Below are 14,569 nucleotides of genomic sequence, written 5' to 3' on the forward strand. Positions count from 1 at the left end.
ACAGGGGAGGCAACCCATGATATCCCACAACCAGACAACCACGTCTTTCGGATGGACCGGCAAAATTCTGCATGTCAATCTGTCTGACGGCGCCGTCACCCGGCTGGCCACCCCGGCTTATTCGGACAAATATCTGGGGGGCCGGGGCATTGCCACCCGGCTGTATTGGGAGATGGTTTCACCGGACACCGATGCTTTGGCACCGGACAACCATCTGATTTTCATGACCGGCCCCCTGGGGGCCACCGGGGCCCAGGGCGCTTCCCGGTTCGTGGCGGCAGGCAAATCTCCCATGACTCTGCCTGAAAAGTTTTGCTGCGGCAACCTGGGCGGGTATTTCGGGCCTTATCTCAAGCGGGCCGGGTTTGACGGCCTGGTGATCACTGGCCGGGCCGACCGGCCGGTTTACCTGTACATCGATGACGGCGATGTTCAGATCAGGGATGGGGCCGACCTTTGGGGACAGGGGGTATCGGCGGTTCAGGAACGGCTCAAGAACCTCCACGGCAATGCCACCCGCATGATCACCACCGGCATTGCCGGGGAGAACCGGTGCCGGTCCGCCAATATTATGACCGACAATGAAGGCAGCGCCACCGGCGGATTCGGCGCGGTCATGGGGTCCAAACGTCTCAAGGCGGTGGCGGTGAACGGTTCCGGCACCATCCAGGCGGCCCGTCCGGACCGGCTCAAAGAACTGAGCCAAAAGGCAGTTGAACTGAACCGCAAAGACCCCATGTTTCTGCCATTCAATCCTGACCAGGTGTGGCGGACCGGAAAATCAGGCTGCTTTCAGTGCGGGCTGGACTGCATGTACCGGAACCGGCTTCAGACCGCATCCGGACAAACCCTGGTGAGAAAATGCCAGTCCATGTTCGTGTATTTCCCGTGGGTGGCGGGGCGGCCGGATCTGTCGTCTGAGATCGCGGTGACCGCTACCGGCATCTGCAATGACCGGTCCCTTTGCACCATGGAGATGACCAATATCATCCAGTGGCTGAATGCCTGTCACAAAGCCGGGGTTTTGGCGGAAAAACAGACCGGACTGGATATGTCCCAACTGGGCACCCTGGAATTTTTCACGGATCTGGCGGACATGATCAGCCGCCGGCAGGGGTTCGGGGATATCCTGGCTGAAGGCCTGCTCCGGGCCGGGGAAACCCTGGGGCCGGAAGCCAGAGCCCAGTTTGCCCCGGAGGTCTCCGGGGTGGGGGACGGGGCCACCTATTCCGCCAGGGAATATCTCATGAACGGGCTGTTGTATGCGTTTTCCCCCAGGCAGCCCATTGCCATGCTCCACGAGATCAGCCGGCTCACCGGGCTGTGGGTCATGCACCGGAATGATCCGAAAAGCTCACCGGTCTCCAATGACGTGTTCCGAACGGCTGCGGCCCGGTTCTGGGGCCATGAAAGAGCCTGGGACCTGATGACCCATGAGGGCAAGGCCCAGGCCGCGGTCAAGATCATGGACCGCACCCTTGCCAAGGACAGTCTGGGACTGTGCGATTCCTGCTGGCCGGTGATGATATCCTGGCATACCCCGGATCATGTGGGTGATCCGGATCTGGAGGCCCGCACGTTCAGTGCGGTCACCGGCATGGACATGGATGATGCGAAACTCCATGCCGTGGGGGAACGGATTTTCAACCTGGAACGGTTGATCCATATCCGGGAGGGACATCAACCCCTTGTGGACGATGATGTGGCTGCGTACAACTATACTGAACCGGTTCAGACCGTGTTCATGAATCCTGATGTGCTGGTGCCGGGACCGGGGGACCAGGTGCTCACCCGCAAAGGCATGACCCTGGGCAAAGAAGCCTTTGCCGCCATGCGCAGAGAGTTTTATCAACTGCGCGGATGGGACCCGGATACCGGGGTGCAGCTGCCGGACACCCTGGACCGCCTGGATCTACCCGGCCGGGCTGACCAAAGCTTACTGCGATGAACTGGCGGAACACAACTGATTCCTATGAAACAGCTGTTAAAAAGATGGTGCATGCGGGGGAAACGTTTGAGCCGGCTGGTGGATGACAACCCGGACAGGGAACAGGCATCTCTTTCATGAAACCCGGAAAATAATCGCAGAAAATATGTGTGGAAAATATGGCATCAACAAATTCCGGACCCAGTGAAAAAAAACAGGCGGCCCTGGATCAGAAACTGGAAAAACTGGGGATCCGCAAAACCGATCTGGAGGAAAAATTCATCAAAGCCTCGGGCCGGGGCGGACAGAAGGTGAACAAATCTTCTTCCGCCGTGTTCCTTCGGCACAAAGTTACCGGGCTGTCGGTCAAGGTGGGCAAGCATAGATCCCTGCACCTGAACCGGTTTTTGGCACTGCGGGCTTTAGCGGAAAAAATCCAAGCCCTTCAATCCGGCAGACACCCCTCGGACATGTCGGATTCAGACAGAAAAATTCAAAAACAGAAACGCCGGCGCCGGCAAAAGACCCGGAAAAAATTGGCCGGGAAGCAGAAACAAGAAGATCAAAGATGAATAATTTCCATATTTGTATCTGCAATCATGGCCAGTCCCATGGCATCCACATAGTTGAAGATCTTGTCCACCCGGGAGTTGATCAGGGCCGCGTCATTGCCCACCACAGCGAACCCGATTTCAGCCCATTCATGGCTGTCGTTCAGACCGGTTTCTGCTGCGGCTGCCTGGAACTGGTTCTGAATCCGGGCCACAGTGGATCTGACAATACTTCGTTTGGCCTTGAGCGAGTGCACTTCAAACAGGCGCAACCGGATCCGAGCACATCCCACCACCATGGCAGCTTCTAAAACGTTCCCAGCTGACAGGGCTTGATGCGCAAATCAATCTTTTTACAGACAGATCCGATATCCATGCGGCTCATTTTAAATTCTCTGGCAATATCCCAGCAGGCTTTGCAGGATATCCGGCCCTCTTTGGTCGCTTTTTCCAGGCGCAGTTTCAGATCATCTGACACCCGGATCTCTTTATCGCTTTGTCCGGATCCGGGCGTATGTCCAAAAAGCCCCAGCTGACACTGGACAAGGCGCAGTTCCATTAAATCCACCTGAACACCGACCTCTTTGGGGGATATGTTAAGATCGGACGCCACCCGGTGGGCCGCGGCACAGGTGATCTGGTTTTTGTCTTTGAGTTTTTCCAGTTTTTCCACCACAACCGGATCTATTTTCCGCTGTGGGTGTTTGCCGGCATAATTCCCTCTATCTTCGTGTGTCATGTTTATCTTCCCAATGGGTTATGGTTGGTGTATAAAAACTGATTATAAAATAAAATTAGTGGACAATAAAGGATTATCATTCATATGGCACAGTCAGTTTCCAATTCCGGGTTTCAGGTGATCTATATCGCTTCCTGCGGGGAGGGGATCAATGCCTTTCACCTGGTGGAATCCACCCTGATTCAGTTTCCTCACAACAAAATCACCATTGTCAAGGTACCCCATATCCGGTCTGAAGTTCAGGTGGACGAACTCATCGACAAGGTCAAAGACATGGAAAGCATTATTGTGCATACCATTGTCAAGTCGGATCTGCGGCAGTACCTCACCCGCAAGGGCATGGAACATAAAATTGTGACCATCGACCTGATGGGGCCGGTGCTGTCAAAGATTCAGTCTTTTCTGAACCAGGCCCCTCTGGAGAAACCGGGGCTGTACCGGGAAAGTCACCAGGTGGATCTCAAGCAGGTGTCTGCCATTGATTTTGCCCTGGCCCATGATGACGGCTTGAGCCCGGAAAGCCTGGATCAAGCGGAAATCATCCTTCTGGGCCTGTCCAGGGCCGGCAAAACCCCTTTGTCCATGTATATGGCTGTGCTGGGATGGAAAGTGGCCAATGTGCCGTTCGTGCCGGGAGTCCCCTTGCCGGCCATCCTGGATGAGGTGGACCGGCGCCGGATCTTTGCATTGAACATCAATGCCAAACAGCTGCTTTCCCACCGCAAAATGCGGCAGGAAAGCTTAGGGGTGTCGGAAATGAAATCCGCGTATGCGTCCAGAAAAAAAATCGAAGAGGAAATTTTTACCGCCCACCGGTATTACATTGCCAAAGGATACTCCATTCTGGATATCAGCGACAAACCCGTTGAAACCAGCGCCGAGGAAATCATTGAAATGATCACCCGGCGCTTCAAGGCAGCGGCCCATTTGAGTTAATCATTCTCCTGAATAGCGGCCTGGGCCGCAGCCAGCCGCGCGATAGGCACCCGGTAGGGAGAACAGGACACATAGGTCAGTCCGGCCTTATGGCAGAACGTCACAGATGCCGGATCCCCGCCATGTTCGCCACAGATTCCCAGCTTGATCTCAGGCCGGGTTTTTCTGCCGCGTTCAACAGCAATTTCAATCAGACTGCCCACAGCTTCCTGATCCAGGGTTTCAAACGGATCCGAGTCTAAAATGGCATGGTCGATATAGTCATTCATGAAAGATCCGATATCATCTCTGGAAAACCCGAACGTCATCTGGGTCAGATCATTGGTGCCGAATGAAAAGAACTGGGCATCCTTCGCCATTTTGTCCGCAATCAACGCCGCTCTGGGAATTTCAATCATGGTGCCGAACAAATAGGGGATCTGTTCCAGATTGTGGGCTTTCAAGACATTGTGATAAGAGTCATCCACTATTTTTTTGACAAAAGTCAGCTCTTTTTCATTGCAGGTGACCGGCACCATGATTTCAGGCAACGGCTGGTTTCCTGAAACGATCAATTCAGCGGCCGCCGTGAAAATCGCATTCACCTGCATCTGCGTAATTTCCGGAAATGTGATTCCCAGACGTACCCCCCGGTGACCGATCATGGGATTGGATTCTTTGAGCAGCCGGCTTCGTTTATTCACCTCTTCCAGGTCAATGCCCAGGGCTTTGGCGATTTCCATCTGGTTGGCTTCCGATTCGGGCACAAATTCATGCAGGGGCGGATCCAACAGCCGCAGGGTCACGGGCAGGTTGTCCATCACTTCCAACGTGTTTTTAATTTCCTGCTTGACGAACGGAAACAGTTCATCCAGGGATGCCTGGCGTTCTTCCGTTGATTTGCTTAAAATCATTTTCCGCAGCAGAAACAACGGCCGGTCTGAGTCAGCCCCATAAAACATGTGCTCGGTTCTAAACAGCCCGATACCCTGGGCCCCGAATTTCAATGCCGTGGCCGCATCTTCCGGTGTATCGGCATTGGTCCGCACGCCCATGGTCCGGTGCTGGTCCGCAATGGCCATGAATTTTTTAAATTTAGGGTTTTCCAATGCGTCTTTCATTTTGAGCCGGCCGTCATACACAATGCCTTTGGTACCGTTCAACGTAAACACATCCCCTTCATTAAATACCCGGGTTCCCACCTGTACCTGGCGGTTTTTTGCATTGATTTTCATGGCCCCGGCCCCAACGATGCAGCATTTACCCCAACCCCTCGCCACCAGGGCGGCATGGCTGGTCATGCCGCCCCGGGCCGTGAGTATGGCAGAGGCGGCCCGCATGCCTTCAATGTCTTCCGGACTGGTTTCTTCCCTGACCAGGATGACATTCTCCCCGATTTTGGCCATCTGCACGGCATCTTCGGCCGTGAAAACAATTTTGCCCCAGGCGCCTCCCGGACCGGCCGGCAGGCCTTCCGCCACCTGAACCGCTGTTTTTTCCTCCCGGGGGTCCACAATGGGGTGCAGCATTTCATCTAAGGATTTGGGATTGAGGCGGCAGATCATGGTTTTTTCATCGATCATGCCTTGTTCATACATGTCCATGGCCATGTTCAACGCAGCCGTGGCCGTGCGTTTGCCCACCCGGCACTGGAGCATGTATAAAGTGCCTTCCTGGATGGTGAACTCGATGTCCTGCATGTCTTTGTAATGGGATTCCAGGGTGTTTCGGATATCATACAACTGGTCATACAGACCGGGCATGGCTTCTTCCAGGGATGGCAGGTGCTGGTTCTGCATGTTTTTGGTGTCTTTGTTCAAGGGATTGGGGGTCCGGATACCGGCCACCACATCCTCTCCCTGGGCATTGACCAGCCATTCGCCGAAAAAATGGTTTTTGCCGGTGGACGGATCTCTGGTAAATGCCACGCCCGTGGCGGACGTATCCCCCATGTTACCGAACACCATGGCCTGAACATTGACCGCGGTTCCCCAGGCATCGGGAATATGCTCGATACGGCGGTAGGACACGGCCCGTTTGCCGTTCCAGCTTTTAAACACGGCACCGATGGCTCCCATAAGCTGTTCCCAGGGGTCATCCGGAAATTCTTTTTTCAGATACTGGGAAATTTTCTTTTTAAACCGGTCACACAGGGCCTGCATGTCTTGAAGCGAGATATCAGTATCATGCTCATACCCTTTGTCGTTTTTCAGGTTGTTCATCATCATTTCCAGGTTCAGGCGGATGCCCATACCATCTTCGGGCACCACCTGATCCGCTTTTTCCATGACCACATCCGAATACATCATGATCAGACGGCGGTAAGCATCATACACAAACCATTCATTGCCGGTTTTTTCCACCAGCCCGGGAATGGTGGTGGAACACAGTCCCACATTGAGGATGGTTTCCATCATCCCGGGCATGGAACTTCTGGCTCCGGACCGGCAGGAAACCAGCAAAGGAGCTTCCGGATCACCGAATTTCATTTTCATTTGGGTTTCAACATGGCCCATGGCGGTCCTGATTTCCGATTCAAGCGTATCCGGAAACCGCCACCCCAAATCAAAATAATGGTTGCAGCATTCAGTGGAAATGGTGAATCCCGGAGGAACCGGCAGGTCCAGCCGGGCCATTTCAGCCAGATTGGCTCCTTTTCCGCCCAAAAGGTTTTTCATGGAAGCATCCCCGTCTGTTTTCCCGGGGCCGAATTCATAAATATATCTGGTCATGATTTCCTCGTATTGTATAATATCCGTGTTAATGAATGAACGTGATGATGTAACTATGCAATATTGAAAAATCAAGTCAAGAGAAATCTCATATTTATAAAAATCTTCACCAATGCTATGATGCGTTGCTTAATTTAAAACAATAGAAGTCAAAATCGTCAGAATTGGGACAAGATACCATACATGCTGAGCATTGAATCCATTGTCAAGGGATTTGGCAACCAGGAGCTGTTTGATCATACCAGTCTGCAGATCAACCCCGGGGAACGGGTCGGGCTGGTGGGCAGAAACGGCCATGGAAAAACCACGTTGTTAAATATAATTGCAGGCATCGATCATCCGGATGACGGGAAAATTACTTACCCCTCCGGATACCGGCTGGGTATTCTGCCCCAGAAAATTCAGTTTTCCCAAAACAGCGTGCGGGATGAAGCCATGACCGGGCTGCCGCCCCATGAAAGAGACCAGTACTGGAAAGCGGAAAAAATTTTGGCAGGACTGGGGTTTTCCGACTCGGACATGGACCGGGATCCAAAAGAGTTTTCCGGGGGATTTCAGGTGCGCCTGAATCTGGCAAAAGTGCTGGTGGCTGAACCGGACCTGCTGATTTTAGATGAACCCACCAATTATCTGGATATCACCTCCATCCGCTGGATCACCCAGTTTCTGACCGCCTGGCCCAGAGAAGTGCTTTTGGTGACCCATGACCGGGGATTCATGGACCATGTGGTCACGCATATTGCCGGGATCCACCGCTGTAAAATCCGGAAAATTGCCGGAAATACCGCCAAATACTACGACCAGGTGGCCCAGGATGAAGAGGTGTATGAAAAAACCAGACAAAATGAGGAAAAACGCAAAAAAGAGATCGAAACCTTTATCACCCGGTTCCGGGCCAAAGCCCGACTGGCCAGCATGGTTCAGTCCCGGATCAAGACTTTGGAAAAACAGCAGTCAAAGGAAAAACTGGAAAAACTCAAAAACCTGGCATTTTCTTTTAATTACCTGCCCTTTGCCGGCAAACAGCTGCTGCGTGTCGAGAAATTGAACTTCAGCTATACCCCGGACCGCCCATTGATCCATCATTTTTCTTTGACCGTGCAGCCCGGGGACCGGATCGGTATCATCGGCCAGAACGGCAAGGGAAAGACCACCCTGGTCAAACTGCTCACCCGGCAGCTTGATCCCGTGTCCGGAACGGTGACCTACAATCCCGGGGTGTCTCCCGGATATTTTGAACAGACCAATGTCTCTTCGTTGAATGACAATCAGACCATCGAGGAAACCCTCATTGATGCCCATCCGGATTTTGACCGCCAGGCGGCCCGAAACATCTGCGGGGCCATGATGTTTGAAAAAGATGCGGCATTGAAAAAAATCGGCGTGCTGTCCGGCGGAGAAAAATCCCGGGTCATGCTGGGCAAGCTGTTGCTGACTCCGCTGAACCTGCTGTTGCTGGACGAACCCTCCAACCATCTGGATATCGAGGCCTGCGATGCGTTTATCGACGCATTGAACGCCTTTGAAGGGGCTGTGATTCTGGTTACCCATAATGAGATGTTTCTTCATACCCTGGCCAATCGACTGGTGGTATTTAAACAGGATCAAATCAAATTGTTTGAAGGCAGTTATCAGGAATTTTTAGACAAAGACGGATGGGATGAAACCGCTGAAACCGATGCCGCAGGTTCCCGGTCTCCCGGATTGAGCAAAAAAGCGCTGCGCCAGAAAAAATCGGAAATTATTTCGGAGCGTTCCCGGGTGACAGGCCCCATACAAAAGAAAATCACCGGGATCGAAGATGCCATTGAAGCGTGTGAAATTAAAATCAAATCCGTCAATGAATCGTTGTTGACCGCATCTCAGGAAGGGGATGGCGATGCCATTCAAACATTTTCAAAACAACTGGCTGATCTTGAGGCCCGGGTGGAGGCTTTTTTTCTGGACCTGGAAAAAGAAACCCGGAAACTGGATTCAATGAATCAACCGTTTGAAAATCAACTCAAAGAACTGGAAAGGCTGTGATTTTAGATGGACAAAAAAAAATTCACATTTTATTATGGTATTATTCTCATTGCCGTGGGACTGGGCGTATTTTATCGGATACCAACGGTCATGCCCCAGGTGGCGACCATTGAATTTTTCAGCAACAAACTGGGCCTGGTGAAATTTAGTTTTTACATCCTGGGGATCTTTCTGATCACCGCCGGTGCCATCCGGGTATATAACCATTTTAAATAGATATTTCAGGAGACAGGGCATAATATGACACCGTCATTTGCAAAGGGAAAATCCAGCCTCACCTCCACCATCAAAGATCAGTCCGGGGCCGGAAAGACCCGGATCGGCGAGATTCTTTCCAAAGAAGGTCAGATCACCAGTCTTCAGCTGGATGAAGCCCTGGGAGTCCAGAAAAGAACGGGTGAACGGCTCAGCTCCATTCTGCTGGCCAAGGGGTATATTGACCCCGATACCATCATCAATGTGCTGGGACGGATCTATAATTACAATATGATCCGGTTTTCCGAAATTAAGCCTGATCCCAAAGCCCAGAAAATCCTTCCCTTTGAAATGGCCAGGCAGTATATGGTGTTCCCGTTGTCCCTGAAAGGGGATGATCTGTCCGTGGCCATGGTGGAACCTACCGACACACAGGTCGTGGCGGATCTGCACAAAAAAACCCAAAAAAACATCCATGTGTATGTGACCACTGAAAACGATATTATTCAGGCATACCGGGATTTTTACAAAATCAGTGATGAGGAATATAAAAAATTTCTCCATTTTGAAGATGAGGGGGAAGACGATACCCCGGTCACTTCGGTGGAGGATTTCGGATCTCTGGTATCGGAAGCCGCCGAAGAGGTGGAGGTGGGTGCGGCTGAAAGAGATGAGGGCCAGGATGAATTTCTGGCGTCTGATGCGCCTATTATCAAGCTGGTGAACGGAATCCTGACCAAAGCCATCAATGACGGGGTATCCGACATCCATATCGAACCGTTTGAAAAATCGTTTCAGGTGCGGTACCGGCTGGACGGCAGCATGTACAAGGCCATGAACCTGCCTGTATCCATCAAGAACGCGGTGGTATCCCGGATCAAGATCCTGGCTTCCCTGGACATTGCGGAAAGACGGGTCCCCCAGGACGGCCGCATCAAACTGCGTTTAGGCAAAAGAAAATCAGTGGATTTCCGGGTGTCCTCATTGCCCACCCTGTTCGGGGAAAGCATTGTCATGCGTATTCTGGATCAGAGTGCGTTGAGTATCGACCTGACCCGCCTGGGATTTGAATCCACCACCTTTGAAATGCTCAAGCGGTGCATCTCCCGTCCCTATGGCCTGCTGCTGGTCACCGGCCCGACGGGTTCCGGAAAAACCACCACCCTGTATTCCATTCTCAACCGGCTCAACAAGGATGACATCAAGATTCTCACGGCTGAAGATCCGGTGGAATTCAACTTCAAAGGCATCAACCAGGTGCCGGTGAGAGAAGAAGTGGGCATGACCTTTGCCGCAGCCCTGAAAGCGTTTCTGAGGCAGGATCCGGACATTATCATGGTCGGGGAGATCCGGGATCTGGAAACCGCGGAGATCGCTATTAAAGCGGCCATGACCGGCCATCTGGTGTTTGCCACCCTGCACACCAATGACTGTCCCTCCACCATCGGCCGGCTTGTGGACATCGGTATTCCTGCGTATATGCTGGCGGCTTCCGTGACCATGGTGCTGTCCCAGCGCCTGGCCCGGCGGCTGTGCCCGGAATGTAAAAAAGAAGTCACGGGATATGACCCGGTTATGCTGGAGGCGGAAGGGTTTTCAAAAAAAGAGATTCCGGAACTCAAGATCATGGGGCCCAACGGATGTCCCCATTGCAACGGCACCGGGCACAAAGGCCGGGTCGGGCTGTATGAACTCATGGAAGTGACCGATGAGGTGGCCAAGGCCATCAGTGCGGAGGTGTCCGAGGACCAGCTGCGCAAGGTGGCGGTTCAGGAAGGCATGGTTACATTGAGAGATGCCGGACTTCACAAGATCATAGCCGGGGAAACCTCTTTTGATGAAGTGGTGAAAAAAACCGTGATTACCAAGGAATCGCTTCCTGCCTATCTGGTGAATCCGGATCTGGAGATCTATGAGGACAAGGATGTGATCATCCGGGAAAACAACACGGACATCGATTTTTTCAAACTGATCCAGGGGGCCGTGTATGTGGTGAAAGGGGGCAAAAAAATTGCCGAAATCACCCAGCCGGGGGAATACTTCGGTGAGATGGCCGCCATTACCAGGGATGCCCGGTCCGCGTCCATCATTTCCAAGGGACGTTCCAAAATCAAACGATTTCCCGGTGACAAACTGGAAGAGGTGATCGAGAAATACCCGGAGGTGGCCAAACATCTGTTCACGGTGCTTGCGGCCCGGCTCCATCAAACCGACCGCCGCCTGGTGTCCATGATCAACCAGATCAGAAAGCCAGGACCCTGATAGACTTGAATATTATTCTGTCGCCATTTAAGTTGAACTGTTTTTTGCCGGTTTGAAATACCGGTCTTTTTCACTGTAGATGCAGCCGCAGTAGGACTGCCGGTACATACCCAGGGCTTTTGATTCCTCAATTGCCTGTTTCCAGCCCGACCTGAAATCATGGTAGAAAAAATCCACTCCGGTCTCTTTTGCCACGGCCGCACCGATCTCCTGTATCAGGGAATGATTCTGGAACTTGCTGTAGAGCAGGGTGGATGAAAACGCATCAAATTTTCCTTTTCTGGCAATTTTGGCCGCAGCAGAAAGCCGGGCATGGTAACAGTACCGGCACCGGTCTTTTTCTCTGAAAACCACGGACTGTAAAAAATTTTCCAGCTGATAATCCGGCTGCCAGATCATTTTCATCCTTTGATCATCCGCATATTGACGTAAGGTATCTTCTCTTTTAAGACATTCGGTATAGGGATGGATGTTGTGACGATAAAAAAATCCCATGACCTGGATGTCCATTTCTCTGAGTACCTGCAACGGATAAATGGTGCAGGGCCCGCAGCAGGTGTGCAGCAACAACTTCATGACCGGGTACCGAAAATGGCCGTGCCCACCCGAACCAGGGTGGCCCCTTCCTGGATGGCCACGGAAAAATCATGACTCATACCCATGGACAGATGAGTCATGGCATTTTTGTCCACACCGGCATCCAGCATCTGTTCCCGGATCTTTGCCAGATGCCTGAAATAGGGCCGGGCATGTTCAGGATCATCAAAATAGGGGGGCATACACATCAGCCCGTGCAGTTCAAGATGCTCAAATTTCATTACTTCCCCGGCCAGATCAATGACCTCATGGGCACCGGCACCGGATTTGGTTTCTTCTTCTGCAATATTCACCTGGACCAGGATTTTCTGGCGTTTTCCAATTTTTTTGGCCTGTTTATCAATCTCTTTGGCCAGCTTGAGTTTGTCCACTGTGTGGATCAGATCAAAATACTGAACTGCAAACCGGGCTTTGTTGGACTGAAGATGACCGATAAAATGCCACCTGGCCGCCTGTCGGCCGATGGCATCGATTTTGTCCACGGCCTCCTGGATATAGTTTTCCCCCAGATCGGTGAGGCCGGCGTCAATGGCCTGATGCATTTTTTCTGTCCCATGTTTTTTGCTCACCCCCACCAGGGTGATGTCCGCCGGGTTTCTGCCGCAGTTAGCGGCCGCGGTATGTATTTTTTCCTGGATCTCAGCCAGGTTGTCTCGGATGCTTGTCATGACTTTTGTCCTTGAAACTGTATCGCCCCCAAAGAGACCAGGGTCTGTATCACTTCGCACACCGGCAGGCCCACCACATTGGCCCAGGAGCCGCGGATTTCTTTGACCATGAACGCGCCCAGCCCTTGAACGGCGTATCCCCCGGCCTTGTCATAGGGTTCATTTGTGCCAGTGTACCAGAGAATTTCCTGTTTTGTCAAAGCCTTGAACACCACTGAAGTTTCAATGGCACAGGTAATCATTTTACCCCTTGTATGATGGCCCACGGTATATCCGGTGAACACCGAATGGGTGGCACCACTGAGACATTCGAGCATGGAAACGGCCTGGCCGGGATTTTCCGGCTTCCCCAGAATCCTGCCGTCTTTGACCACAATGGTGTCGGCCCCGAGCACCCAGGCCTGCCTGCGTTGCTGCATCACATGACACGCTTTGTTTTCAGCCAGGGTTTTGACCACGGCTACCGGGGACAGACCGGGTGCCGGGGTCTCATCCACATCTGCGGGCAGGATCTCTAAATCCAGCCCCATCTGTGTCAGCAGGTGTCTGCGCCGGGGAGATCGGGATGCCAGCACCAGTCTGTGTTCATCCATCCATTTCATGGAGGGAAGGTGTAACAGAAAATCCGGATTTTGACAATGCCCGGGTTTTGGGCTGAAGATAATTTTTGGGTTGCCAATCCCAAACAGCGTGCTACACTGGGCCGGTCAACCATAAAGGAAACATTGAAATGAACCCGTCGTTACCCGGTGTATTGTTCGGCCTGGCCGCATTTGCCTCCTGGGGATTTCTGCCGGCCTACTGGAAACAGATGCAGGCGGCCCAGCCCTTTGAAATTCTGTGCCACCGCATTGTCTGGTCCTGTGCATTTGTTTTTGTCATCCTGTGTGTTCAGAAACGGGGCAAAGAAGTGGTTCAGGTGTTCAAATCCCCGGCCCAGGTCAAAGGGCTGGCAATCAGCAGCACGTTGATTGCAGCCAACTGGTTTGTCTATATCTGGGCCGTCAACTCGGGCCGGGTGTTGGAAACCAGCCTGGGATACTACATCAATCCCATGATCAACGTTCTGCTGGGGTTTGTGTTGCTCAATGAAACCTTCACCCGCATGCAGTGTATCTCTCTGGGCTTTGCCCTGACCGGGGTGATCTATTCGCTTCTGGCATATGGGAAACTGCCTTTGTTCGGCCTGACCCTGGCAATTTCCTTTGCCTTTTACGGGTATTGCCGCAAACGCATCCAGGTGGCGCCGCTGCCCGGCCTGTTTGTGGAAACCCTGATTCTGATGGTCCCGGCTCTGGCATATATCCTGTTTTTGATGGGAAAAGGAGACTCTTTGTTTTTCAAAGATCCCGGACTCACCCTGTGGATGATCGGTGCCGGCGTGGTCACTTCTCTGCCGCTTTTGTGGTTTGCCGCGGCCGCCAAACGGCTCAAGCTGTCCACCATCGGCATTCTTCAGTACCTGGCCCCGTCCATTGCCTTTACACTGGGGGTGTTTGTATACAAAGAACCGTTTTCCACCCACAACCTCATCACGTTTGCCTGCATCTGGACCGGGGTGGCCTTGTATACCCTGGAATTTGTGAAACACCACCATCCTCGGGAAACGGGCAGGGGAGCTGCGGCAGGACGGGAACAAGACCGGATGTAAGGCCATGCAGACGTTTTTGGCAGGGATGCCGCCTCTGGCGGGGTCTTGGCTTCTGGCCTGGAATCCACAGGCTCCGACAGCCCGGCAGCAAGACCCCGCCAGAGGCTCAACCGTGCAGCAGATGACCGGAACTGTCCCACAGCTTTATATTGAAGATCATCTCATCTCATTCCGCACAACAGGCGCTGAGGATATTTTCAGTTATTGTTGAATTTTGAAAAACTGTGTGATAGGCAGGATATGGTTCATGTTTCAGAAAATCTATAATAGCTTCAGTATGGTTGAGATATTAAATGATCAAGACTTG

The 14,569-nt window shown here is 52.5% G+C and carries 13 protein-coding genes; 7 read left to right on the forward strand and 6 right to left on the reverse strand.

All coding sequences use genetic code 11. The annotated features are described in order from the left end of the window. Window positions 1-16: 16 nt before the first annotated feature. The gene (locus tag K365_RS0110365; RefSeq protein WP_024334508.1) at window positions 17-1,948 is read left to right on the forward strand and encodes an aldehyde ferredoxin oxidoreductase N-terminal domain-containing protein; all 1,932 of its coding nucleotides are present in this window, start codon (window positions 17-19) and stop codon (window positions 1,946-1,948) included. A gap of 158 nt (window positions 1,949-2,106) precedes the next feature. After that, entirely contained in the window at window positions 2,107-2,499 is a 393-nt protein-coding gene (locus K365_RS0110375; RefSeq protein ID WP_024334509.1) for a peptide chain release factor family protein, read from the forward strand. Here K365_RS0110375 and K365_RS0110380 read toward each other — a convergent pair. Then, window positions 2,490-2,777, reverse strand: coding sequence for a DUF503 domain-containing protein (locus K365_RS0110380; protein ID WP_006966462.1), 288 nt, complete (start codon window positions 2,775-2,777; stop codon window positions 2,490-2,492). The two genes, K365_RS0110375 and K365_RS0110380, sit on opposite strands and share 10 nt — an antisense overlap. Before the next feature lie 8 nt (window positions 2,778-2,785). Continuing rightward, window positions 2,786-3,217, reverse strand: coding sequence for a hypothetical protein (locus tag K365_RS0110385; RefSeq protein ID WP_024334510.1), 432 nt, complete (start codon window positions 3,215-3,217; stop codon window positions 2,786-2,788). An 84-nt stretch (window positions 3,218-3,301) separates the two neighbouring features. On the opposite strand from K365_RS0110385, the gene K365_RS0110390 reads away from it, so the two are divergent. Beyond that, a complete protein-coding gene (locus K365_RS0110390) occupies window positions 3,302-4,153 on the forward strand; it encodes a pyruvate, water dikinase regulatory protein (RefSeq protein ID WP_024334511.1) in 852 nt (283 codons plus the stop codon). Here the strand turns inward: K365_RS0110390 and ppdK are convergent. Further along, window positions 4,150-6,864: a pyruvate, phosphate dikinase gene (gene ppdK, locus K365_RS0110395; protein WP_024334512.1), complete on the reverse strand. Its 2,715-nt coding sequence runs from the start codon at window positions 6,862-6,864 to the stop codon at window positions 4,150-4,152. The two genes, K365_RS0110390 and ppdK, sit on opposite strands and share 4 nt — an antisense overlap. 183 nt (window positions 6,865-7,047) lie before the next feature. On the opposite strand from ppdK, the gene K365_RS0110400 reads away from it, so the two are divergent. The 3 genes from K365_RS0110400 to pilB are packed head-to-tail and all read left to right on the forward strand — an operon-like array spanning window position 7,048 to window position 11,346. Next, entirely contained in the window at window positions 7,048-8,889 is a 1,842-nt protein-coding gene (locus K365_RS0110400) for an ABC-F family ATP-binding cassette domain-containing protein (protein WP_024334513.1), read from the forward strand. A 6-nt stretch (window positions 8,890-8,895) separates the two neighbouring features. After that, window positions 8,896-9,105: a hypothetical protein gene (locus K365_RS0110405; RefSeq protein ID WP_024334514.1), complete on the forward strand. Its 210-nt coding sequence runs from the start codon at window positions 8,896-8,898 to the stop codon at window positions 9,103-9,105. Between the two features lie 24 nt (window positions 9,106-9,129). Next, window positions 9,130-11,346, forward strand: coding sequence for a type IV-A pilus assembly ATPase PilB (pilB, locus tag K365_RS0110410; protein ID WP_024334515.1), 2,217 nt, complete (start codon window positions 9,130-9,132; stop codon window positions 11,344-11,346). Between the two features lie 27 nt (window positions 11,347-11,373). Here pilB and K365_RS0110415 read toward each other — a convergent pair whose 3' ends face one another. The 3 genes from K365_RS0110415 to K365_RS0110425 are packed head-to-tail and all read right to left on the reverse strand — an operon-like array spanning window position 11,374 to window position 13,204. Then, on the reverse strand, window positions 11,374-11,922 hold the full coding sequence (locus tag K365_RS0110415) for an epoxyqueuosine reductase QueH (protein WP_024334516.1): 549 nt from the start codon (window positions 11,920-11,922) through the stop codon (window positions 11,374-11,376). Beyond that, window positions 11,919-12,611 carry a YggS family pyridoxal phosphate-dependent enzyme gene (locus K365_RS0110420; RefSeq protein ID WP_024334517.1) on the reverse strand — a complete coding sequence of 231 codons (693 nt, stop codon included), beginning with the start codon at window positions 12,609-12,611 and terminating at the stop codon, window positions 11,919-11,921. The genes K365_RS0110415 and K365_RS0110420 overlap by 4 nt, the downstream gene beginning before the upstream one ends. Further along, complete coding sequence (locus K365_RS0110425; RefSeq protein WP_337833238.1) at window positions 12,608-13,204, reverse strand: Maf family protein; 597 nt, start codon at window positions 13,202-13,204, stop codon at window positions 12,608-12,610. Before K365_RS0110425 ends, K365_RS0110420 begins: the two co-directional genes overlap by 4 nt. A gap of 137 nt (window positions 13,205-13,341) precedes the next feature. On the opposite strand from K365_RS0110425, the gene rarD reads away from it, so the two are divergent. Further along, entirely contained in the window at window positions 13,342-14,262 is a 921-nt protein-coding gene (rarD, locus tag K365_RS0110435; protein ID WP_024334519.1) for an EamA family transporter RarD, read from the forward strand. The last annotated feature ends 307 nt before the right edge of the window (window positions 14,263-14,569 follow it).

This window comes from Desulfotignum balticum DSM 7044, assembly GCF_000421285.1.
Taxonomy (GTDB): Bacteria; Desulfobacterota; Desulfobacteria; order Desulfobacterales; family Desulfobacteraceae; genus Desulfotignum; species Desulfotignum balticum.